This window comes from Sinorhizobium sp. BJ1 (genome assembly GCF_002531555.1).
Classification (GTDB): Bacteria; Pseudomonadota; Alphaproteobacteria; order Rhizobiales; family Rhizobiaceae; genus Sinorhizobium; species Sinorhizobium fredii_B.
Genome location: NZ_NWTH01000027.1, coordinates 12,179 through 34,484, shown reverse-complemented (window position 1 = coordinate 34,484; position 22,306 = coordinate 12,179). Strand labels below are relative to the sequence as shown.

General features: G+C 63.5%; 16 protein-coding genes. 4 read left to right on the top strand and 12 right to left on the bottom strand.

All coding sequences use genetic code 11. The features are described from left to right. Window positions 1-67: 67 nt before the first annotated feature. The 4 genes from CO676_RS26235 to rpsU form a co-directional block, all read right to left on the bottom strand. Window positions 68-1,288: an adenylate/guanylate cyclase domain-containing protein gene (locus CO676_RS26235; protein ID WP_097523228.1), complete on the bottom strand. Its 1,221-nt coding sequence runs from the start codon at window positions 1,286-1,288 to the stop codon at window positions 68-70. 269 nt (window positions 1,289-1,557) lie between these two features. After that, a complete protein-coding gene (locus CO676_RS26230; protein ID WP_014765960.1) occupies window positions 1,558-2,031 on the bottom strand; it encodes a DUF992 domain-containing protein in 474 nt (157 codons plus the stop codon). Between the two features lie 153 nt (window positions 2,032-2,184). Continuing rightward, a complete protein-coding gene (locus tag CO676_RS26225; RefSeq protein ID WP_014765959.1) occupies window positions 2,185-3,075 on the bottom strand; it encodes a tetratricopeptide repeat protein in 891 nt (296 codons plus the stop codon). A gap of 247 nt (window positions 3,076-3,322) precedes the next feature. After that, complete coding sequence (gene rpsU / locus CO676_RS26220; protein WP_012709405.1) at window positions 3,323-3,535, bottom strand: 30S ribosomal protein S21; 213 nt, start codon at window positions 3,533-3,535, stop codon at window positions 3,323-3,325. A gap of 336 nt (window positions 3,536-3,871) precedes the next feature. Between rpsU and CO676_RS26210 the strand changes: the two genes are divergently transcribed. From CO676_RS26210 to CO676_RS26195, 4 genes are all read left to right on the top strand, one after another. Further along, window positions 3,872-5,125 (top strand): sarcosine oxidase subunit beta family protein, encoded by a 1,254-nt coding sequence (locus CO676_RS26210; protein ID WP_014765958.1) that lies wholly within the window; start codon window positions 3,872-3,874, stop codon window positions 5,123-5,125. 69 nt (window positions 5,126-5,194) lie between these two features. Further along, window positions 5,195-5,536, top strand: coding sequence for a sarcosine oxidase subunit delta (locus CO676_RS26205; protein WP_014765957.1), 342 nt, complete (start codon window positions 5,195-5,197; stop codon window positions 5,534-5,536). Continuing rightward, the gene (locus CO676_RS26200) at window positions 5,533-8,526 is read left to right on the top strand and encodes a sarcosine oxidase subunit alpha (protein ID WP_097523227.1); all 2,994 of its coding nucleotides are present in this window, start codon (window positions 5,533-5,535) and stop codon (window positions 8,524-8,526) included. The genes CO676_RS26205 and CO676_RS26200 overlap by 4 nt, the downstream gene beginning before the upstream one ends. Beyond that, window positions 8,519-9,073 (top strand): sarcosine oxidase subunit gamma, encoded by a 555-nt coding sequence (locus CO676_RS26195; protein WP_097523226.1) that lies wholly within the window; start codon window positions 8,519-8,521, stop codon window positions 9,071-9,073. Before CO676_RS26200 ends, CO676_RS26195 begins: the two co-directional genes overlap by 8 nt. Window positions 9,074-9,153: 80 nt before the next feature. Here the strand turns inward: CO676_RS26195 and CO676_RS26190 are convergent, their stop codons facing one another. The 8 genes from CO676_RS26190 to CO676_RS26155 all read right to left on the bottom strand — a co-directional run bounded on the left by CO676_RS26190 (window position 9,154) and on the right by CO676_RS26155 (window position 22,170). Then, window positions 9,154-10,227 carry a DUF2332 family protein gene (locus tag CO676_RS26190; protein WP_097523225.1) on the bottom strand — a complete coding sequence of 358 codons (1,074 nt, stop codon included), beginning with the start codon at window positions 10,225-10,227 and terminating at the stop codon, window positions 9,154-9,156. Then, entirely contained in the window at window positions 10,220-10,708 is a 489-nt protein-coding gene (locus CO676_RS26185; RefSeq protein WP_014765953.1) for a MaoC family dehydratase, read from the bottom strand. Before CO676_RS26185 ends, CO676_RS26190 begins: the two co-directional genes overlap by 8 nt. A 77-nt stretch (window positions 10,709-10,785) precedes the next feature. Next, on the bottom strand, window positions 10,786-12,750 hold the full coding sequence (gene glgX / locus CO676_RS26180) for a glycogen debranching protein GlgX (protein WP_097523224.1): 1,965 nt from the start codon (window positions 12,748-12,750) through the stop codon (window positions 10,786-10,788). Between the two features lie 287 nt (window positions 12,751-13,037). Next, window positions 13,038-14,666 carry an alpha-D-glucose phosphate-specific phosphoglucomutase gene (locus tag CO676_RS26175; protein WP_097523223.1) on the bottom strand — a complete coding sequence of 543 codons (1,629 nt, stop codon included), beginning with the start codon at window positions 14,664-14,666 and terminating at the stop codon, window positions 13,038-13,040. A gap of 5 nt (window positions 14,667-14,671) precedes the next feature. Next, complete coding sequence (glgA, locus tag CO676_RS26170) at window positions 14,672-16,114, bottom strand: glycogen synthase GlgA (RefSeq protein ID WP_097523222.1); 1,443 nt, start codon at window positions 16,112-16,114, stop codon at window positions 14,672-14,674. Window positions 16,115-16,124: 10 nt separating this feature from the next. Then, window positions 16,125-17,387 (bottom strand): glucose-1-phosphate adenylyltransferase, encoded by a 1,263-nt coding sequence (gene glgC / locus CO676_RS26165; protein WP_097523221.1) that lies wholly within the window; start codon window positions 17,385-17,387, stop codon window positions 16,125-16,127. A 113-nt stretch (window positions 17,388-17,500) separates the two neighbouring features. Beyond that, a complete protein-coding gene (gene glgB, locus CO676_RS26160) occupies window positions 17,501-19,711 on the bottom strand; it encodes a 1,4-alpha-glucan branching protein GlgB (protein WP_097523220.1) in 2,211 nt (736 codons plus the stop codon). Further along, window positions 19,708-22,170, bottom strand: coding sequence for a glycogen/starch/alpha-glucan phosphorylase (locus CO676_RS26155; protein ID WP_179875653.1), 2,463 nt, complete (start codon window positions 22,168-22,170; stop codon window positions 19,708-19,710). The genes glgB and CO676_RS26155 overlap by 4 nt, the downstream gene beginning before the upstream one ends. Window positions 22,171-22,306: the final 136 nt, after the last annotated feature.

Here is a 22,306-nt window from a genome sequence, read left to right as displayed (position 1 = left end):
CTGAATGCCCGCCTCTTGAGGCGGGCATTCTTGCCGAACGAACAGTGCAGGTCCAATTCCGTCGCGTTCAGCCGCCTTCGATGTCCGGGTCCCAGGTAAAAAGTTCCTTCGCCCTTGCAACGCCGCGAAGCGCGAAGCGCCCGAGCGAAACGGCATTGGCGCGATGGGCGGCCGGCGAAGCCTCGATGAATTCCGAAGACATGATGACGTGCCGTTCCACCGAGCGACACATCGAGACGATGCGGCTCACCTCGTTGACGGCGGGGCCGACGACGGTGAAATCGAGCCGGTTCCGGCTGCCGATGTTTCCGTAGAAAACCTCGCCGATATGCAGCCCGAGATAGACGTCGGTGGTCGGCTCTCCCTTCTCGAGCCGTCGCGTGTTCAAGTCGGCGAGCATGATGCGCAGTTGCCGCTCGGCGGCGATCGCCGCACCGCAGGCGTCGGCCGGCTTGCGGCCGTTGAAGATCGCGAGGACACCGTCGCCGATCAGCTTCAGCACACTGCCGCCATGCTCCTCGATCGCTGTGATCACCGTGCCGGAATAGTCATTGAGGAAGGGAATGACCTCCTCCGGCGCGACGCTCTCGGCGATGCGCGTGTAGTTGCGCAGATCGGAGAACCACATGACCGCCTCGATCCGCTCGGCCGCCCCCCGTTCGATGCTGCCCTCGACGACGCGCCGGCCGGCGTCCTGCCCGAGATAAACGTCTGCCAGCGTGCCGATGATGCGGACGCAGGAGGCCGCCTTGACGGCAAGCGCGAGCGTCGGCAACAGCGTTCGGAGCGCATGGAGGTCTTCGTCGCTGAAGCCTCCACGTCTTTTCGACGTCCAATAGGAGTAGAAACAATCCATCTGTCCGACGCGGCCACGGTCGGTAAAGTGATGGATGAAGCCGACGCAGTCGGTGTGCCCTTCGGCCTTCAGCTTGTCGAGCATGGTGAAGGGGATATGCGGCTCCTGTGCAAGGCGGACGCGGTGTTCGGTTTCGTTCTCCTGGAGCATCTGGAAGAAAACTGAGCGCTGCCAGTTTTCCTGGGCTTCGCCGCCGCTCGTCGAGCCGTAGTGCAGGACGTCCGGCACTTCATCGCTTTCGCTGTTCCACTGGAAGGCGCGGCCCTCGAATTCGGGGTGGAGCGTGTCGATCAGTCCGAGGGCGCGGTCGACGTGGATACCGGCTGCGTGGCACTGATCGCAGAAACCTGCGAGGAGGTCCTGTTCCTTGAGGCCGCGAATTCCCTCGTCCGACATCCACAGAACGATGTCGCGGATTACCTGATCCTTCATCCCAGTTCCCGTCGAAGCTGTCGCGCCGGTTCCACCAACGACTGATAGCACAGTGGCGCGCCTTGCTTCGACGCGCAAGTCGCCTACAGCACCGTGCGTCTTGTGAGACGCACAAAGGTCGCTGTAGCACTTTGAATTGCTGCATGTTTTTGTCCCTAATCGAGCACGATTTAAGGAAACATCCAGTAGGCTTTCATGTCGAGGAACGAGAGGGTTGCGGCAGGGGAGGGGCGAGGAGGCCCCACGGGGCCTCTCCGCTATCTACGGGGTCAACCTGCCGGCGCCAGAACCAGGTGATCGATGCCGAGGGCGACGTTCAGTCCCTCCTGGACCTGGACATTGACCGGCTGCAGCATGAAGGCCTTGTTCGTGCCGCCGGCGATGACCTTTGCTCCGCCCCCCACTGCAAAGCTCGCATCGGCGCCAACGCCGACATACTCACCGGCCAGGGCATATTCGGTGAATGGTGTGCCGGTCTTCGCCAGCACATCCCAGATCATCACGGTCTTGCCGGTCGATCCGATATCGATGCCGATTTTCGTGATCTTGCCGGCATACACGGCTCCGGGCGAACCATCCGCAGGCTTGAAGGTACACATCAGGTTCTTCGTGGAGGTGATGATGAGCCCAGTGCCGCCTTCGGAGCCGCAGGTGAGGCGGCCGAGCGCTACATAGTTTTGGGCGGGTGCCGCACCCGAAAGGGCCGCAAGGGCCGCCGCCGCAAGGAAGGTCTGTTTGATCATGGGTGATCTCCATGTTGAGGTCACAGTCAAACAGATTGAGCTCGTGATGGTTCCGCAATCGCCGATATGCCGGGGACGCGCACGCCGCCGCTGCCGGCAAACAAAAACGCCCGCGGCAATGCCACGGGCGCTTGGGAAGGAAAGGCCCTAGGGTCAGGACATGGCTTTGACGCGGTCAAGCCCGACGCGGGCCGGCTCGTATTTCGGATCGAGCTGCAGCGCGTGCGAATAGGACTTCTGCGCCCTGGCCTTTTCGCCGCGGCGTTCGTAGACCAGCGCCTGGTTGGCCCAGGATTCGGCCAGCTTGCCGTTGAGGTTGATGGCCGTGTTGAAATCCGAGAAGGCGTTGTCGTCGTCGCCCTGCGCTACATAGGAAATGCCGCGGCCGTTATAGGGCTCCGGCGAACTCGGGGACAGCGAGATCGCCGTCGAAAAGTCCTCGATCGCCTGCGCGTGATCGTTGCGGGCCTGATAGATCAGGCCGCGATTGTGATAGGCACGAGGGTCGGTGGTGTCGAGTTGGACCGCCTTGTTGAAATCGTTGAAAGCGGCGTCGAGCTGGTTGGCCTGGCGGTAGAGATTGCCGCGGCCGATATAGGCAACGTCGTAATTCGGGTTGAGCTGCAGTGCCGCGTTGTAATCGGAGAGAGCGGCCTGCTGGTTGCCCATATTGCGGTGGACGAGCGCGCGGTTGGCATAGGCCTGGTAAAAACTCGGGTTGAGCTTGATCGCCTGGTCGAAATCGGCAAGTGCCCGGCGGAATTCGCCGGCGCGGCCGTAAGCCGAGCCGCGCACGTTATAGGCTTCCGGGTCGCTCGGATTGGAGGCGATGACGCTCGACAGCGAGGCAATGTTTTCTTCCGAGCCCTGCGCCCGTTCAACGCGGATCATCGATTCGGAGGCGGTGTCGGTCTGGCATCCGGCAAGCAGCAGGGCCGAGCCGAGTATCAGCATGGCGGCAAGCTTCGGATTGCGCTGGTGGCGGCGGTGCGCCTCGTGGATGGTGAAACCGGAGACGTCCGCAGTCATGGCAGCAAGTGTCAAAGTCGATCCCTCAAAAGCGACAGGGTCCCAGTGCTTTCCTTTACGGAGAGCGGCGAAGGCGCGGGGCTCCGGGGCTATAAGAGCGCCTCGGGTGAACCGTCCGGCCTGTTCCGGGCGGCTAACCGTCGCCAGTTGATACAGCAGTCACGCTAGACTGCCGACGGACCGGGTGTCCATATCAAAATGGCGGCGGCGATGCCTCGCCCCCGCCACGATTTACATTAGAAAGCGTCGAAATAACGGCCAATCAGCGGGCCAGAAGGCCTTCACGCTGCGCGCGCTTACGGGCCAGCTTGCGAACGCGGCGGACGGCTTCGGCCTTTTCGCGCGCACGCTTCTGGGACGGCTTTTCGTAGAAGTCACGCATCTTCATTTCGCGGAAAATGCCTTCGCGCTGCATCTTCTTCTTGAGTGCGCGAAGCGCCTGATCGACATTGTTATCGCGGACAAGTACCTGCACGTGAATCCCGTTCCTTTGTTCGAGTTGTAAGCCTCACCATCAGGTTTGGGAGGCAATAAGTCTGCGTTCGCCGAGCCGAAAGCTCTACGATTAAGAGGAGCGGATACCAGATGACGGTCCGAAAGTCCAGCGGCGAGATCGTCGCTCAAGGGGAAAATTGCGCGCCCGCCGGAAGGAAGGTCGGGCGCGTACGAAGCCTCGTCGCAGTTTGTCGCCATGTCGCAAGTCCGCCGAAGTCCGCCGGATCGCGTCGCAAAAGAAACGTTGCGTCGCCACCGGATTTGCGATTTCTAACGCCGACGGAACGTTTTTTGGGGTTCAGGGAGTAGCAGGCGGATGCGCAAATATTCTGTTTTTGCCGTGGCGCGCGAGGCACTGCGCGGCCACAAGGGCTGGGGCCCCCACTGGGCCTCGCCGGAGCCACGCCCGCAATATGATGTGATCATCATCGGCGGCGGCGGGCATGGCCTTGGGGCTGCCTATTATCTGGCCAAGGAGCACGGCATCACCAATGTCGCCGTGCTTGAAAAAGGATGGATCGGCGGCGGCAATACCGGCCGCAACACGACGATCATCCGGTCCAACTATCTCTATGAAGAGAGCATGGACATCTACGAGCATTCGCTGAAGCTCTGGGAAAACCTGTCGCAGGATCTGAACTACAACGTCATGTATTCGCCGCGCGGCGTGATGATGCTGTCGCACAACATCCACGACCAGCAGTCCTTCAAACGGCACATCAATGCCAACCGGCTTTACGGCATCGACAACGAATGGCTGACACCGGAGCAGGCCAAGGCCTATTGCCCGCCGCTCGATATCGCCAAGACCGCCCGCTACCCGATCAACGGCGCTGCACTCCAGCGGCGCGGCGGCACGGCGCGCCATGACGCGGTCGCCTGGGGCTATGCGCGTGCGGCGTCTGACCGGGGCGTACACATCATCCAGAACTGTGAAGTGACCGGCGTCCGCCGCGACGAAACCGGCCGAGTCACCGGCGTCGATACCAATCGCGGCTTCATCGGCGCGAAGAAGGTCGGCATTTCCGCGGCCGGCCACTCGTCCGTGCTGATGCAGATGGCGGACGTGCGCGTGCCGCTGCAGAGCCAGCCGCTGCAGGCGCTGGTTTCCGAGCCGCTGAAGCCGATTTTCCCCTGCGTGGTGATGTCGAACTCAGTGCATGCCTATATCTCGCAGTCCGACAAGGGCGAGTTCGTCATCGGCGCCGGTACCGACCAGTACAATTCCTATTCGCAGACCGGCGGGCTGCAGATCATCACCCATACGCTCGACGCGATCTGCGAGCTCTTTCCGATGTTCCGCCGCGTCAAGATGATGCGGCAATGGGGCGGCATCGTCGACGTGACGCAGGACCGTTCGCCGATCCAGGGCGTCACACCTGTCCCGGGCCTTTACCTCAATGCCGGCTGGGGAACGGGCGGCTTCAAGGCGACGCCGGGCTCGGCCAATCTCTTTGCCCATCTCATCGCACGCGGGGAGCCGCACAGGCTCGCTGCGGGGCTGACGCTCGAGCGCTTCCGCACCGGGCGGCTCATCGACGAGGCCGCCGCTGCCGCCGTTGCGCACTAGAGTTGAAGGATAGAGCGGCCTTTGTGCCTTCCGTGGAAGGCACGGCGCTCTGATGCGAGGACATTCCAGATGCTTCTGATTTACTGCCCCTACTGCGAGGAAGAGCGCTCCGAGCTCGAGTTCCGCAATGCCGGCGATGCCCATATCGCTCGTCCGACCAATATCGCCGAGATCAGCGACGAGGAATTCGAGGCCTATTTCTTCCTGCGCGATAATCCCAAGGGCGTGATTTTCGAGAGATGGCGGCACATCCATGGCTGCGGCCGCTTCTTCAATGCGGCGCGCGACACAGTCGCCGATCGATTCCTCACGACCTACAAGGCGGGCGAGCCGAAGCCTGACCTCGATGCGCAGCCGAAGACGAGCGCGACGGTCGAAACCTACGAGGCCCTGGAAGGAGCAGCCCAATGAGCGGGGTCAATCGCATTTCGGGGGCGGGACGCCTGACGCCGGCGCGCACCGCCCGGTTCACCTTCGACGGCCGCACGCTGACGGCGCTCGAGGGCGATACGCTCGCCTCGGCGCTGATCGCCAACGACATCCATCTCGTCGGCCGGTCGTTCAAGTATCACCGTCCGCGCGGCATTCTTTCCGCCGGTGCGGAAGAGCCGAACGCGCTTCTCGATGTCTCTCGTGACGCAGCGCGGCGGCAGCCGAACGTCCGCGCCACCGTGCAGGAAGTCTTCGACGGCATGAAGGTCTCCTCGCAGAACCGCTGGCCGTCGCTCGCCTTCGATATCGGTGGCTTCAACGATCTCCTGTCGCCCTTCTTCGCCGCCGGCTTCTACTACAAGACCTTCATGTGGCCGAAGGCGGCGTGGCACAGCCTCTACGAGCCGTTCATCCGCCGCGCCGCCGGTCTTGGCGTTGCTCCGACGGAAGCGGATCCGGATCACTATGCCAGCCGCTACGGCCATTGCGACGTGCTGGTGGTCGGCGCCGGCATAGCCGGTCTCGCGGCCGCACTCGCGGCGGCAAAGGCCGGCGCGAAGGTCATCCTGTGCGATGAACAGCCGGAAGTCGGCGGGGCGCTCCGCTACGATTCCGGTACCGTCGTCGACGGCAAGCCGGGTTATGCCTGGGCACAGGAGACCGGCAAGGCGCTTGCCGGCATGGACAACGTGACCGTCCTGACCCGCACGACGGGCTTCGGCTATTACAACCACAACTTCGTCGGACTGGTCGAGCGGGTGACCGACCATCTCGCCGCTCCGGACAAGGCGCTGCCCCGTGAGCGGCTCTGGCAGATACGCGCCAAGAAGGTCATTCTCGCCAACGGCGCGATCGAGCGCCACATGGTCTTCGCAAACAACGACCGGCCGGGCATCATGCTGGCTTCGGCGGGGCGCACCTATCTCAACCACTTCGGCGTCGCGGTCGGCAAGAAGGTCGCCATCTACACGGCGCACGATTCCGCCTACGAGGCCGCCTTCGACCTCAAGAGGGCGGGCGTTGGCGTGCCGGTGATCGTCGATTGCCGCGAACGGCCGAGCGAAGCGGTACTGGCGGAGGCGAGACACCTCGGCATCGAAGTGCTGACGGGTCACTCCGTCGTCAACACCACGGGCAAGCTTCGGATCGCCTCGATCACCGTCGCCCGCAACGGCGGCAGCGGAGCGCGAAAGATCACCGTCGATGCGCTACTCGTCTCGGCCGGCTGGACGCCGTCCGTGCATCTCTTCTCGCAATCGCGCGGCAAGGTGAAGTTCGATGCGGCGACGGAGCGCTTCCTGCCTGGCACCTATGCGCAGGACTGCCTCTCGATCGGCGCCTGCAACGGCACCGATGATATCCAGGCGACGATCGACGAGGCGCTTGCCGCCGGCGAACTGGCGGCCCGGGCCGCCGGCGCAGAAGGTGGTGCGCAGGTCGCGCTCAACGGTCAGAACGCCTTTGAATGGACTGGCGGCATGACCGGGGCTGCCGAAGGGGCAGGACCAGACACGACCGTCAAGGCCTTCATCGACTTCCAGCATGACGTCTGCGCCAAGGACATTCGCCTTGCCGTGCGCGAGGGCATGCACTCGGTGGAGCATATCAAGCGCTTCACCACCAACGGCATGGCCTCCGACCAGGGCAAGCTCTCCAACATGCACGGGCTCGCGATCGCAGCGGAAGCGCTCGGCAAGGGGATTCCCGAGGTGGGGCTGACGACCTTCCGCCAGCCCTATACGCCGGTAACCTTCGGCGCGATCGTCAGCCACTCGCGCGGCAGCCTGTTCGATCCGGCCCGCAAGACGCCTATGCATGCCTGGGAGGAGGCGCAGGGCGCCGAGTTCGAGGATGTCGGCAACTGGAAGCGCGCCTGGTTCTATCCAAAGGCGGGCGAGAGCATGCATGAGGCGGTCGCCCGCGAGTGCAAGACCGTCCGCGAGGTGGCCGGCGTCTTCGATGCGTCGACGCTCGGCAAGATCGAGGTGGTCGGCCCCGATGCCGCCAAGTTCCTCAATCTCATGTACACGAACGCCTGGGACAATCTGAAGCCCGGCCGCTGCCGCTACGGAATCATGCTGCGCGACGACGGTTTCGTCTATGACGACGGAGTCGTCGGCCGGCTGGCCGAGGATCGCTTCCATGTGACGACGACGACCGGCGGCGCGCCGCGCGTCCTGCACCATATGGAAGACTATCTCCAGACGGAGTTCCCAAATCTCAAGGTGTGGCTAACCTCGACGACGGAGCAATGGGCGGTTATTGCCGTCCAGGGTCCGAAGGCACGCGAAATCATCGCACCGCTCGTCGAAGGCATCGATCTCTCGAACGAGGCCCTGCCGCACATGAGCGTCGCCGAAGGGCGAATCTGCGGCATTCCGACCCGGCTCTTCCGCATGTCCTTCACCGGCGAGCTCGGCTTCGAGGTCAATGTGCCGGCGGACTACGGTCAGGCGGTCTGGGAAGCGATCTGGGCTAGGGCCGAGCCGATGGGCGCCTGCGCCTACGGCACCGAGACGATGCACGTGCTGCGCGCCGAGAAGGGCTACATCATCGTCGGCCAGGATACCGACGGCACCCTCACGCCCCACGATGCCGGCCTCTCCTGGGCGGTTTCGAAGAAGAAGCCGGACTTCGTCGGCATTCGCGGCCTGAAGCGGCCCGACCTCGTCAAGGACGGCCGCAAGCAACTCGTCGGCCTGCTCACCAAGGATCCGAAGGTGGTGCTGGAGGAAGGCGCGCAGATCGTCGCCGACCCGAATCAGCCGAAACCGATGACCATGCTCGGCCATGTGACCTCGTCCTACTGGTCGCCAAATTGCGGTCGCTCGATCGCGCTGGCCGTGGTCGCCGGCGGTCAGGCCCGCCTCGGTGAGACGCTCTACGTGCCGATGGCGGACCGGACGATCGCCGTCGAAGTGAGCGACATGGTGTTCTTTGACAAGGAAGGAGGTCGCCTCCATGGCTGACCAGGCAATGGCTATTCGCAAAGCTCCGCTCGCCGGCCTCAGGGGCGGTTCGCACGCGGCGATCCTCACGCCGGCGGCACCCGCATCGCGGATATCGCTGCGCGCCGGCAAGGACGCGGTTCCGGCTCTTTCGGCGGCGCTCGGTGTGACGCTTCCGCTGCGGCCGAAGACCTCGGCTTCGAGCGGCAAGCGCCACGCACTCTGGCTCGGGCCGGACGAGTGGCTGGTAATCGACGAGGACGGTGCTGACCTGATGGCCGCCGCCGCATCGAGTGGCGCCCTGCATTCGGCGGTTGATGTATCCCACCGCAACACGGCGATTATCGTCAGTGGACCGGGCGCGGAGGTGGCGATCAACAGCGGCTGCCCGCAGGACCTGTCGCTCGCACTCTTTCCGGTCGGCGCCTGCTCGCGCACGATTTTCGGCAAGGCGGAGATTGTTCTGCTCCGAACGGCGGAGGATACATTCCGCCTCGAGTGCTGGCGATCGTTCGCGCCCTTCGTCTTCGGCCTGCTTTCGGAAGGCGCTGAAGACGCGGCGCATTGAAGAGGCGCGTCTTTGAACTGGAAGCGGCAGAGCGATCTGCCGCTTTTTCTTTGTGAGCGGGGCGTGTCGTGTCGTCGCGGTCAGCCGCTTGCCGGCCAGCCTCGCCAACTGACCCAACGGCCGTGGAAATCGGCGCGGCCGATGAGGTGCTTTTCACCGCCCGGCCATATCCGAAGCGACAGTGCCGCGCCGGGCGTTTGGCTGTCGCCCTCCATCTGCAGCCGGGCAATCGGCGCCGCGTGAGTCGCAACCGCGCCGGCGGCGGAAATCAGGGCCTCACCTTGCCTCTGGGCGGCTGCCGGCAGGTATTGCCAGGCGATCGAGTGATAGATGACGTGCACCGCGCCCGGGAAGCGGCGAGCCAGGCGGGCCTTCAGCCAGTCGATCGCGTCGGCGCGCTCGACCAGCCTCCCTGCAGATGCGGCGATGTCCAATGCTTTCCTTGTCCGATCGAGCCGGTCCAACTGGTCTGCCCAGATATAGGAGAGCAGCCGCAGCCGGTCGTCCTCGTCCGCCGGGTTCAGCGGGTTGAGGTCGCAACCGGCGCGTGAGACAAATTCCAAGGACCGGAGTTTCGGTGCGTCACCATGCCATTCGGGCGTGATGACAACATCGGCAGCTTCATCGCCGCAATCACCGTTCGGGAGAACGTAACGATACCGGTTCCAGTGGAGGTTCAAGCCGGCGCTGGCGCCGATCTCCGAGAGAACGAGCCCCCTGCCGAAAAGATTGGCAATCGTCAGGAAGCCGGGAAGCAATGCGCCGGAGCGGCGCACCTCATTCGTTTGCGGCGCAAATCGGAGCCGCTCAAGGATGAAATCCGCGTGCCGCGCGAGTGCCCCCTCACAAGCGTTCCATAATGTGGCGTCGTCGGCATCGTTGGGCGGGTAGCAACCTTCCAATTCGTCGTCGCGATGCAGGAGAACAAGGGCGTGAAGGGCACCGAACAGCCGTAGCGCGAGTGCGTCGCCATTGGCGGATGGATCGCCTGGCCAACGGAGAACGCGGCGCCCCACTGTGTTTTTCTCATTCAGGCGCTCCGCAGCCAGCCGGCAGAGGCGCGCCATGAACGGCGAACCGAGCTTTTCGCAGGATTTCGCCTGGTCGCGGAATGCAGCACGGATGGTCTCGTCGGCCGACCCGGCGTCAGGCATCGGCCGGCCGGTCCTTCGGGTCGAACTGAATGATCGTCTGCCATACAGCTGTCAGGGCCGGCTTCCGTTCGCCCTCGATCTCCACCGTCGCGTCATAGGTGATCATCAGCATGCCGGCGCCGCGGAAGCGGGCGTCGGCCATGGTGAAGCGGCCTCGTACCCGGGCGCCGCTCTTGACGGGTGCCATGAAGCGCACCTTGTCGAAGCCGTAATTGATGCCCATCGTCTGCTCGCGGATCTTCGGCAGGCAATTGTAGTTCATTGCCGAGAGTAGCGAGAGCGACAGGAACCCGTGCGCAATCGTGCCGCCGAAGGGCGTTTCCGCCGCCGCGCGCTCGGGATCAGTGTGAATGAATTGGAAGTCGCTTGTCGCCTCGGCAAAATTGTCGATGGTCTTCTGGGACACGGTGATCCAGTCGGATACGCCGATCTCTTTGCCGATCAGAGCCTTGACCTCGGAAAGCGAAATATCGTGCGGCATGGGTTTGTCCTGAAGCAGCGGCCTCTCGACCGATCTATAGGCCGGCCGGGCAACGTCTAGCAAGTGGCGGTAAAACTTTAGAAAACCTCGACAAGAAACGTGACTGAGCGGGCGGGCGCGAAGGCCGGCAGCGTGGCGTCCGAGAGGGCGTCGCGCCATTCGCCCTCAAGGCTCAGCGGCGGCCTGAAGGGATGCGGCGCATGGCTGCGATTGATGACCACGGCGAGCCGGGTCGATCGCTGCTGTTGCCGATCCTCGGTCGCAAGCATCATGATAAGGTTATCGGTCGCCGGATGTTCCCAATCTTCGACCGTCATCGGATGACCGTCAAGCCGCAGCCAGGCGACGTCGCCCCGGCCGGTGAAGAAGGACGTCTCGGCGAAGACGCGAAAGCGACGGCGCATGGAGGAGAGCGCAGCCGTGTGGTCGACCAGTTGCTGGTCGAGCGCCTCCCAGTCGAGCCAGGTGATCGCATTGTCCTGCGCATAGGCATTGTTATTGCCGTGCTGGCTGCGGCCGCCTTCGTCCCCTGCCGCCAGCATGATCGTTCCGCGCGAGGCGAACAGGCTGCCGGCGATCGCCATGGCATCGTTCCGCCGTGCTGCCACCACCTCCGGATCCTCGGTCGGGCCCTCGGCGCCGTTGTTCCACGAGTAATTCTCGTTGTGCCCGTCCCGATTGCCTTCGCCATTCGCCTCGTTGTGCTTGCGTGCATAGGAGACGAGATCGACGAGCGTGAAGCCGTCATGGGCGGCGACGAAGTTGACGCTGCGCGTCGTCGTCTCGCCCCAGCGAGAGAAGATGTCGGAGGAGCCGGCAAGCGCGCTGGCAAGCGCGCCGATGGCGTGCCGATCGCCACGCCAATAGCGGCGGATATCGTCGCGGGCGCGATCGTTCCACTCAAGAAAGGCGCGAGGAAAATTGCCGAGCTGATAGCCGCCCGGGCCGGTATCCCAGGGCTCGGCGATGAGCACCCGGTCCGACAGCACCGGATCGGCCGCGATTGCCGCAAAAAGCGCGGCGTCGCGATGAAAGCCGCTCATGTCGCGACCGAGGATGGAGGCAAGGTCGAAGCGAAATCCGTCAACGCCGGCGGCCAACACGAAATGCCGCAGGCTGTCGAGGATGAGACTTTGCACCGTCGGGTGATCGCAAGCGATGGTATTGCCGCAGCCGGTGTCATTGATGAGTTCGCCGGGCTGGTCGGTCACATGGCGATAATAGGTGAGATTGTCGAGACCGCGCATCGAGAGCGTCGTGCCGTAGCGGTCGCTCTCGCCGGAATGGTTGAAGACGAGATCGAGGATGACGCCGATGCCGGCCTTGTGCAGGGCGTCCACCGTCTTGCGCAATTCCTTGACGCCGCCCGGAACCAGGCGCGGATCGAGCGCCATCGGTGCGATCGGGTTGTAGCCCCAACCATTATGCAGTCCGAGCGGCGGCAGGTGCCGCTCGTCGATCCAGGCGACGATCGGCATCAGTTCGACGGCGGAGACACCGAGGCGGTGCAGGTGCTCGATGACGATCGGCTCGGCGAGCGCGGCCAGCGTGCCGCGCTTCTTTTCCGGAATGTTCGGATGAAGAATGGTGAACGGCTTTACGGCGACCTCATAGATCAGCCCGCCCGGCTGGAACAGCGGCGGCTTAGGCTCCACAGCCTTTATGTCCGTCACGATCGCCTTCGGCACGAGATCGGCCGTTTCTTGTCCGAAGACCGTCAGCCGCGGATCGTGGCGAAACGGGCGGTCGAGTTCCACTGCATAGGGGTCGACCAGCAGCTTGGAAGGATCGAACCACAGTCCGTGGTCGGGCGAGTAGACGCCCTCGGCACGCAAGCCGTATCGGGTGCCGAAGGGGGCGTCGCCAAGGGTGATGCTGTGCACATCACCGTCGCGCGTCGTCGGCAGGCGGCGCAGTTCTTTTTCGCCCTGCTTATCGAACAGGCAAAGATCGATCCGCGCGGCATTGTGGGACCAGACGGCAAAGCGCGTTCCGTCTGGCGTGGGGGTCACGCCGAGGGGTGGAATTCCGGTCGTCGGCATGAGGGACGCGTTCCTTCTTGGTAGTGATCTTGCAATCGAGATCGGTGCCCCCGGCTACCCCCTCTGGCCTGCCGACCATCTCCCCCACAAGGGGGAGACGACTCGCGGCTCTCTTCTGCCTCACGGGGGCGTTCCGCTTGCGGAAGCCTTTCGGTTGAAGCGAGGGGAAGCCGCACATATTCTCCCCCCTTGTGGGGGAGATGGCCGGCAGGCCAGAGGGGGTGCCGGGGCACCAGTTTGGAAGAAGGAAGGCCGCGCATCGCGGCGGCCCCATTTGATCTTGCGCCTCAGGTGATGACGCTCGGCTCCTGGCGCCCGGTGCGTGCCTTGATCTCGGCGAGTTCGTCGGCAACGGCGATCAGGTCGGCGAGTGCTTCCTGCGTGTCGAGGTCGTGGCGAGCCGGGTCAGGTTCGAAGCGTTCGATATAAACACGCAGCGTCGCGCCGGACGTGCCGGTGCCCGAGAGACGGAAGACGACGCGGGACCCGCCCTCAAAGAGGATGCGGATGCCCTGGTTCTTGCTCACCGATTTGTCGACCGGATCGTTGTAGGAGAAATCATCGGCGGTCTCGACCGTCAGCGCGCCGAAGCTCTTGCCTGGCAGGCCGGCGAGCTTGTCCCGCAGCGCGGCGATAAGGCCGTTCGCGGCGTCGGAGTCGACACCCTCATAGTCATGGCGCGAATAATAGTTGCGGCCATAGGCGGACCAGTGCTGGCGCACGATATCACGGGCGCTTTCCTTGCGGACCGCCAGGATGTTCAGCCACAGCAATACCGCCCAGAGCCCGTCCTTCTCGCGCACGTGGTTGGATCCGGTGCCGGCGCTTTCCTCGCCGCAGATCGTCGCCATGCCCTCGTCGAGCAGGTTGCCGAAGAATTTCCAACCGGTCGGCGTCTCATAGAGGCCAATGCCGAGCTTTTCGGCGACGCGGTCGGCGGCACCACTCGTCGGCATGGAGCGGGCTATGCCGGCAAGTCCCTTGGCGTAGCCGGGCGCCAGATGCGCATTTGCGGCAAGTATCGCGAGGCTGTCGGAGGGGGTGACGAAAATGCCTTTGCCGACGATCAGGTTGCGGTCGCCGTCGCCGTCGGAGGCGGCGCCGAAATCTGGCGCGTCGGGCGCCATCATCGTCTCGTAGAGGGCGCGGGCGTGGACGAGGTTCGGGTCCGGATGATGGCCGCCGAAGTCCGGCAGGGGTATGAAGTTCATCACCGAACCCTTGGGCGCGCCGAGCCGTTTCTCGATGATCTCCTTGGCATAGGGTCCGGTGACGGCGCTCATTGCATCGAAGACGACGCGGAAGCCACCGGAGATCAGCTTGCGGATCGCCGAAAAGTCGAACAGGCTTTCCATCAGCTCGGCATAGTCGGCAACCGGGTCGATGACGGATACCGTCATGTCCTCGACCTGCTGCGATCCCTCGACGTCCAGGTTGACGTCGGCGACGTCGACAATCCGGTAGCTGTCGATCGCCTGGGTGCGGGCGAAGATCGCATCCGTGACCTTTTCCGGTGCGGGGCCGCCATTGCCGACATTGTACTTGATGCCGAAATCCTCGGTCGGGCCGCCGGGGTTATGGCTTGCCGACAGCACGATGCCGCCGAAGGCCTTGTATTTGCGGATGACATTAGAGGCAGCCGGCGTCGACAGGATGCCGCCGCGGCCGACGAGCACGCGGCCGAAACCGTTCGCCGCCGCCATCTTGATCGTCTTCTGAATGACCTCGCGGTTGTAGTAACGGCCGTCGCCGCCGATCACCAGCGTCTCCCCCGCAAAGCCTTCGAGCGAATCGAAAATCGACTGGATGAAGTTCTCGGCATAATTCTTCTGCTGGAAGACCGGAACCTTCTTCCTGAGGCCCGATGTGCCAGGCTTCTGGTCGCTATAGGGATTGGTGGAGACGGTTTTTATCATCTGTCTTAGCCTTTCGCGAGAAGACCGGAGTAGAGCGCAGCGTAGCGTTCCGCACTCTTGCCCCAGGAAACGTCGGACTTCATGCCCTGGTTCTGCAGGCGCGCCCACACTTTCGGCTCGCTGTATGCATGCATTGCGCGCCGGATCGCAAGACGCAAGCCGTCGGCGGTGACCGGGCGGAACTGGAAGCCGGTGGCGACCCGGGCCGACAGCGCTGCCTCGTTGGCGTCGATGACCGTGTCGGTCAGTCCGCCGGTGCGGGCAACGATCGGTATGCAGCCATAGCGCAGACCGTAGAGCTGCGTCAGGCCGCAGGGCTCGAAGCGCGACGGGATGAGGATCGCATCGGAACCCGCCTGCATGAGGTGCGACAGCGGCTCGTCATAGCCGGTTATCATGCCGATGCGGCCGCGGTGGCGCGAGGCGGCTGCCAGGAGCGCCCCCTCGAGCGCGCTGTCGCCGGAGCCGAGCACGATAAGCTTGCCGCCGAGCGTGACGATATCGTCGGCCACTTCGGCCAAGAGGTCCATGCCTTTTTGCCAGGTGAGCCGGCTGATGACGCAAAAGATCGGACCGCGGCTCTGGTCCAGGCCAAAACGCTCTTCCAGAGCCTTGCGGTTGGCCGCCCGCTGCTTGATCGCGGTCGGACCGTAGTTTCGGGCAATGTTCGGATCCGTCTCGGGATTCCAGGTGTCGACATCGATGCCGTTGACGATCCCTGTCAGGTCCAAGACGCGGCTTGCCAGAAGTCCCTCCATCCCCATGCCGAATTCCGGCGTCAGGATCTCATGCGCATAGGAGGGACTGACGGTGATGATCGCCGTCGCCGTCTGCAGGCCGCCTTTGAGAAATCCGACATCGCCATAATATTCGAGGAACGGCGTCGTGAACGCTTCGGGCGGCAGGGAGAGTTCGGGGAAGACGGACGGGCCGAACTGGCCCTGAAAGGCGATGTTGTGGATCGTCAGCACCGTCGGCATGTTCCGCGCCGAACCGAAGCGCATATAGACAGGCGTCAGCGCCGCCTGCCAGTCGTGAACATGGACGATATCCGGCCTCCAACCGGGAACGACATTGTCGCCGGCGATCTCGGCGGCGGCGAGCGACAGGGCGGCGAAACGGCGGAAATTGTCCGGATAGTCGCGCCCGGTCGGATCGAGATAGGGCCCGCCGTCGCGGTCGTAGAGCGCCGGTTGATCGAGTACGAGCAGATCCAGTCCGTCGATTTCGGCCGCAAGCAGGGTCGCGGGGTGACCGAACAGATTGTCGATGCCGCCGACGGTCTTTTTCTTCTTGAGCTTGTGGAGCACGGCCGGATAGCCAGGCACCAGCGTGCGGGTTCGGATGCCGTGCGGGAGAAGCGCCGCCGGGAGCGCGCCGACGACATCGGCGAGCCCCCCGGTCTTGACCAGCGGGTAGACCTCGGACGCAACGGACAGGATGTTCATACGCGCGGACCTACATTCCCAATTTGTCGATCATCGTTTGCGTGATCAGGCAAACGCCGTTTTCGGACCGGCGGAAGCGCTTGGCGTCGAGCTCCGGATCATCGCCGACGACCAGCCCTTCCGGGATCACTACCCGGCTGTCGATGACGACATTGCGCAGAATCGAGTGCCGCCCGACCGTCACGTCGGGGAGAACTACGGCATTTTCGAGTCGGGAGTATGAATTGACGCGAACGCCGGTAAACAAGAGGCTCCTGTTGAGCGCTGCGCCCGAGATGATGCAATCTCCCGAGACGAGCGAGGAGGTCGCCGAGCCGCGGCGGTCCTCGTCGTCGTGGACGAACTTGGCGGGCGGCTTAATTTCGGAAAAAGTCCAGATCGGCCAGGTGCTGTCGTAGATGTCGAGCTCGGGCGTGATGTGCGTGAGGTCGATGTTCGCCTGCCAATAGGCGTCGATCGTGCCGACGTCGCGCCAATAGGCCTCGCGTTCGAAGTCCGAACGGACGCAGGAGTGGGTGAAGCGGTGGGCGACCGCCTTACCGTGCTCGACGATATGGGGAATGATGTCCTTGCCGAAGTCGCGACTGGATTTCGGATCGGCCGCATCCCGGCGCAGCATGTCCATCAGGAACTTGGTGTGGAAGACGTAGATGCCCATGGAGGCCAGCGCCATCTCAGGGTTACCCGGGATGGCGGGCGGGTCGGCCGGCTTTTCGACGAAGGCGATGATCCGGTCCTCGTTGTCGACATGCATGACACCGAAGCCCGTCGCCTCCATGCGCGGCACTTCCAGGCAGCCGATCGTCACATCGGCGCCGGAATCGACGTGCTGTTGCAGCATCAGCTCGTAGTCCATCTTGTAGATGTGATCGCCGGCGAGGATCACCATGTACTCGACGCCATGATCCTCGATGATGTCGATATTCTGGAAGACTGCGTCGGCGGTGCCTTCGTACCATTGCGTTTCCGAGACGCGCTGGCTCGCCGGCAGGATATCGAAGCTCTCGTTGCGCTCGGGGCGGAAGAAGTTCCAGCCGCGCTGCAGGTGCCGGATCAGCGAATGGGCCTTGTACTGGGTCGCCACTCCGATGCGACGGATACCCGAATTCAACGCATTGGAAAGCGCGAAATCGATGATGCGAGCCTTGCCGCCGAAATAGACGGCCGGCTTGGCACGCCGGTCGGTCAGTTCCTTCAGCCGACTGCCACGACCGCCGGCGAGAACATAGGCCATGGCATCACGAGCCAGAGGTTGCGTACGTTTTTCCACCATTTGTCCTCCCCAAGATCAGTTCTTCGAGGACCGCCCAGCGGCTTTCTGCGACGCCTCACGGGCCCCTGATTCCTTCCAGCCCGTCCGCCGGCGGTGCCGGCCGGGCCCACTCCTCATTCCTGCTCGAGCATCAGCGTCGCGAGCGGCGGCAGCGTCACTGTGGCCATCGTCATTCCGTTCGATTTCCTTTCCGCATTTACGGCGCCGCCGTTGCCCTTGCCGCTGCCTCCATAGATCTCCGCATCGGTGTTGAGGATTTCCTTCCAGCGTCCTGCGACCGGTAGCGGTACGTCGTAGCCCTCCCGATAGACCGGGGTGAAATTGGTGACGACCGCGATCAGCTTCTCGCCCGGGGCTTTTCTGAGCCAGGCGAAGACCGAATTGTCCCGGTCGTCGGCAATCAGCCACTCGAAGCCATCGCCCTCGCAATCGCGTGCGTGCAGCGACGGTTTGGAGCGATAGGTGCCGTTCAAATCGCGGACCAGCCGCCGCATGCCTTCGTGGAGATTGTATTCGAGCAGGTTCCAGTCGAGCTGGCGCTCTTCCGCCCATTCGCGCCATTGCGCGAACTCCTGCCCCATGAAGAGCAGCTTCTTGCCCGGATAGCCCCACATGAAGCCGTAATAGGCCCTGAGATTGGCGAACTTCTGCCAATCGTCGCCGGCCATCTTGGCGATCAGCGATCCCTTGCCGTGCACGACCTCGTCATGCGACAGCGGCAGGACGAAATTCTCGCTGAAAGCGTAGAGCAGTCCGAAGGTCATGTCGTTGTGGTGGAACTTCCGGTGCACCGGCTCGCGCGACAGATATTGCAGCGTGTCGTGCATGAAGCCCATGTTCCATTTGAAGCCGAAGCCGAGCCCGCCGGTATGGACCGGATGGGACACTTTCGGCCAGGAGGTCGATTCCTCGGCGATCGTCAGAACGCCCTGATGAATGCCGTAGAGGCGGGTATTCATCGTCTGCAGGAAACGAACCGCTTCGAGATTTTCATTGCCGCCGTACTCGTTCGGCACCCATTCGCCGTGCTTGCGCGAATAGTCGAGATACAGCATCGACGCGACCGCGTCGACGCGGAGGCCGTCGACATGGAACTTCTCGGCCCAGTAGAGGGCGTTGTTGACGAGGTAGGCGGCGACCTCCTCGCGGCCGAAATTGTAGATCGCCGTGTTCCAGTCGGGATGGAAGCCCTGGCGCGGATCCTCGTGTTCGTAGAGCGCCGTACCGTCGAACCAGCGCAAGCCATGCTCGTCGGTCGGAAAATGCGCCGGCACCCAGTCGAGAATGACGCCGATGCCGACCTTGTGGCAGCCATTGACGAAGCGGGCAAAACCTTCCGGCTCGCCGAAGCGCGCGGTCGGCGAATAAAGACCGGTGGTCTGATAGCCCCATGACGGATCGTAGGGGAATTCGGAGATCGGCAGGAACTCGATATGGGTGAAGCCCATGTCGACGCAATAGGGGATCAGCCGCTCGGCCAGTTCGTCCCAGGTCAGCATATCGCCGTTGTCGCGGCGCTGCCACGAACTGGCATGGACCTCGTAGATGGAAATCGGCTGCCGGCGCGGATCGATCTCTTCCCAGTGCCGCCGGTGCGCCTCGTCGTCCCAGACCTGGGCGATTTCGCCCGTGGTTACCGATGCGGTGTCGGGGCGGAGCTCCGAGCGCCGGGCGAAAGGATCGGCCTTCAGCGGCAGCAGCGTGCCGTCCTTGCCGAGAATCTCGTATTTGTAAGGGGCGCCGATCGGCACGCCGGGGATGAAGATCTCCCAGATGCCCGTGTCGGCGCGCAGCCGCATGACGTGGCGACGGCCATCCCAATCGTTGAAGTTGCCGACGACCGAAACGCGCCGCGCGTTCGGCGCCCAGACGGCGAAGTGAAAGCCTTCGGCACCCTCGTGCGAGATCGGGTGGGCACCCATCTTGTCGAAGAGCCTCAGGTGCGAGCCTTCGCGGATGTAATAGTCGTCCATGGGGCCAAGGACGGGACCGAAACTGTATGAATCGAGCACGATCCATTCGCCGCCCTCGTTGCGGGCCCGGTAGCGGATCGGCTGCCCCTTGCGGAGCGAGACGGGGCCTTCGAAAAAGCCGGCGTCGTGGCGCCGTTCGAGTGCTCCGATGTCGTTGCCGGATAGGGTCTCCGTGACAACAGTTCCCGCGCCGGGAATGAAGCAGCGCGCGACGTAGGTCTTGCCGGAGGCGTGCACGCCGAGAACGGCAAAGGGGTCGCTGTGGGTGCCGGAAAGTATTGCCTCAATCTCCTGCGCCGGCAGAAAGCCTGACGCAGCGGGCGTTTCGTCCTTGCCGGGCGGTGACGTCATCCAGCTCTCCAGATTTCACCGGCATATTGCCGGATCGTGCGGTCTGAGGAGAACCAGCCCATGCGCGCTGTGTTCCGGATGGTCTTCGAATACCAGTCGGATGGGGTGGTCCAGAGTTTGTCAACCTCGCGCTGTGCCTTGGCGTAGGCTTCGAAATCGGCGGCTACCATGAACCAGTCATGGTTGTAGAGCCCGTCGACAAGGCCCGCGAAGCGGTTGCGATCGTCCGGCGAGAAGACTCCGGAGGCGATCGCCTGGAGCGCCTGCGACAGCTCGCGCGAGCTCTCGATGACGGCACGCGGGTTGTGCCCCTCGGCCCGTGCCTTCGCCACCTCCTCGGCGGTCATGCCGAAGATCTGGATATTTTCCTCGCCGACCCAGTCGCGCATCTCCACATTGGCGCCGTCGAGCGTGCCGATGGTCAGGGCGCCGTTGAGGCCGAACTTCATGTTGCCGGTGCCGGACGCCTCCATGCCGGCGGTCGAGATCTGCTCCGAGAGATCGGCGGCAGGCACCATCACCTCGGCGAGCGAGACGTTGTAGTTGGGGACGAAGACGATCTTCAAAAGACCACGCACCGCCGGGTCGTTGTTGATGACGCGAGCGACGTCGTTGGCAAGCTTGATGATCAGCTTGGCGTGGTGGTAGCTCGGCGCCGCCTTGCCGGCGAAGAGCTTGACGCGCGGCACCCAGTCGAGTTCCGGATGCGAGCGAATCTGATCGTAGAGCGCCACCGCCTCGATGATGTTGAGCAATTGCCGTTTGTATTCGTGGATGCGCTTGATCTGGATGTCGAACATCGCCGAGGGATCAAGCCTGATGCCGAGGCTCGCCTGGACCAGCTTCGCCAGCCTCACCTTGTTGGCGCGCTTGACGGCGGCGAAGTGTTCCTGGAAGTCCGGCTTGTCGGCAAAGGCGTCGAGGGCCTGCAGCGCCTCGGTATTGTCGATGAACTCGTCGCCGATCGCGTCACGGATCAACGCGAAAAGGCCGGGATTGCACTGCATCAGCCAGCGGCGCGGCGTGATGCCGTTGGTTTTGTTGTTGATGCGGTCCGGGTAAAGGCGGTGCAGGTTGGCAAACACCGTTTCCTTCATCAGGTCGGTGTGCAGCGCCGAGACGCCGTTGATCGAATGGGAGCCGACAAAGGCGAGGTTGCCCATGCGCACCCGCCGCTCGCCAGTCTCGTCAATCAGCGAGATGCTGCGGATCTCCTCGTCGGTCGCATGCTTCTGCCTGCGCGCCTCGATGAGGACCTTGGCATTGATCGCGTAGACGATCTGCATGTGGCGCGGCAACAACCGCTCGAAAAGCGGTACCGGCCAGCTCTCGAGCGCTTCCGGCAGCAGCGTGTGGTTGGTGTAGGCGAAGGTCCGCCGGGTGATGTCCCAGGCTTCCTCGAAACCGAGCCCGTGGACGTCGGTCAGCAGCCGCACCAGCTCCGCGACGGACACGGCCGGATGGGTATCGTTGAGCTGGATGGCAACCGCATCCGGCAGTGAGGTGAAGTCCGGATATTGCTGCAGATGCCGGCGCAGAATGTCCTGCAGCGAAGCGGAGGAGAAGAAATATTCCTGCCGGAGGCGCAGTTCTTGGCCGGCCGGCGTGGCGTCGGCCGGATAGAGCACGCGTGTCAGGCTCTCCGCCTTGTTGCTCTCGCGCAGCGCACCGATATGGTCGCCGGCATTGAAGGCGTCGAGCAGGATCGGGTCGATCGGCTGCGCAGCCCAGAGACGCAGCGTGTTGACCCGCTTTGCCCGCCAGCCGACGGCCGGCGTGTCGAAGGCGGTGGCGATTACCCGCTCCGCCGGCTTCCAGACGTAGCGCTGGACTTCCTCGTCGATATTGACCGTTTCGACACCGCCGCCGAAACCGATCTCGTAGGAGCTCTCCCGCCGCTCGAATTCCCACGGATTGCCATGGGCAAGCCAGGTTTCCGGCAGTTCGACCTGCCAGCCATCGGCCATCTGCTGGCGGAACAGGCCGTGCATGTAGCGGATGCCGTAGCCATAGGCGGGAACGTCGACGGTTGCCATCGACTCCATGAAACAGGCGGCAAGGCGCCCGAGGCCGCCATTGCCGAGAGCGGCGTCGGGCTCCAGCTGCCCGACCACGTCGATATCGACGCCGAGCGAGGCAAGCGCGTCACGCATCTCGTCCATAAGGCCGATATTCGTCATCGCGTCGCGCATCATGCGGCCGATGAGGAATTCGAGTGAAAGGTAGTAGACCCGCTTCGCCCCGGTCGCATAGGTCTTGCGCGTCGACTCCATCCACTTGTCGGTGATCCGGTCGCGGGCGACCAGAATGGCGGCAGTCAGCCAGTCGTGCGGTTTTGCGACCTTCGGGTCCTTGCCGATGCGGTATTTGAGGCGCTCAAGAATCTCGACGGCAAGCTGGCCGGGTTCGGAGGATCTCAGGGCCGGCTGCGGCAGTTCGTTGGTGGAGAGCCGATTCATCATGAGACCTGTCAAACCCTTGTTGCATTTCAGAAAACCGCAGACCGAACCGGCCGGGAACAGGGCATTTATGCATCGATCCGAAGCGCTTGCAACAGGTGTTTTTAAATGGATTAGAAAACGCCAACGGGACTCG

Bases quoted from the DNA above. Each gene is read 5' to 3' on its own strand.
- CO676_RS26235 (WP_097523228.1), bottom strand. From the start codon at position 1,288: ATGAAGGATCAGGTAATCCGCGACATCGTTCTGTGGATGTCGGACGAG.
- CO676_RS26195 (WP_097523226.1), top strand. From the start codon at position 8,519: ATGGCTGACCAGGCAATGGCTATTCGCAAAGCTCCGCTCGCCGGCCTC.
- CO676_RS26230 (WP_014765960.1), bottom strand. From the start codon at position 2,031: ATGATCAAACAGACCTTCCTTGCGGCGGCGGCCCTTGCGGCCCTTTCG.
- glgC (WP_097523221.1), bottom strand. From the start codon at position 17,387: ATGGTGGAAAAACGTACGCAACCTCTGGCTCGTGATGCCATGGCCTAT.
- CO676_RS26185 (WP_014765953.1), bottom strand. From the start codon at position 10,708: ATGCCGCACGATATTTCGCTTTCCGAGGTCAAGGCTCTGATCGGCAAA.
- glgX (WP_097523224.1), bottom strand. From the start codon at position 12,750: ATGCCGACGACCGGAATTCCACCCCTCGGCGTGACCCCCACGCCAGAC.
- CO676_RS26200 (WP_097523227.1), top strand. From the start codon at position 5,533: ATGAGCGGGGTCAATCGCATTTCGGGGGCGGGACGCCTGACGCCGGCG.
- CO676_RS26190 (WP_097523225.1), bottom strand. From the start codon at position 10,227: ATGCCTGACGCCGGGTCGGCCGACGAGACCATCCGTGCTGCATTCCGC.
- CO676_RS26175 (WP_097523223.1), bottom strand. From the start codon at position 14,666: ATGATAAAAACCGTCTCCACCAATCCCTATAGCGACCAGAAGCCTGGC.
- CO676_RS26205 (WP_014765957.1), top strand. From the start codon at position 5,195: ATGCTTCTGATTTACTGCCCCTACTGCGAGGAAGAGCGCTCCGAGCTC.
- CO676_RS26155 (WP_179875653.1), bottom strand. From the start codon at position 22,170: ATGAATCGGCTCTCCACCAACGAACTGCCGCAGCCGGCCCTGAGATCC.
- glgB (WP_097523220.1), bottom strand. From the start codon at position 19,711: ATGACGTCACCGCCCGGCAAGGACGAAACGCCCGCTGCGTCAGGCTTT.
- glgA (WP_097523222.1), bottom strand. From the start codon at position 16,114: ATGAACATCCTGTCCGTTGCGTCCGAGGTCTACCCGCTGGTCAAGACC.
- CO676_RS26210 (WP_014765958.1), top strand. From the start codon at position 3,872: ATGCGCAAATATTCTGTTTTTGCCGTGGCGCGCGAGGCACTGCGCGGC.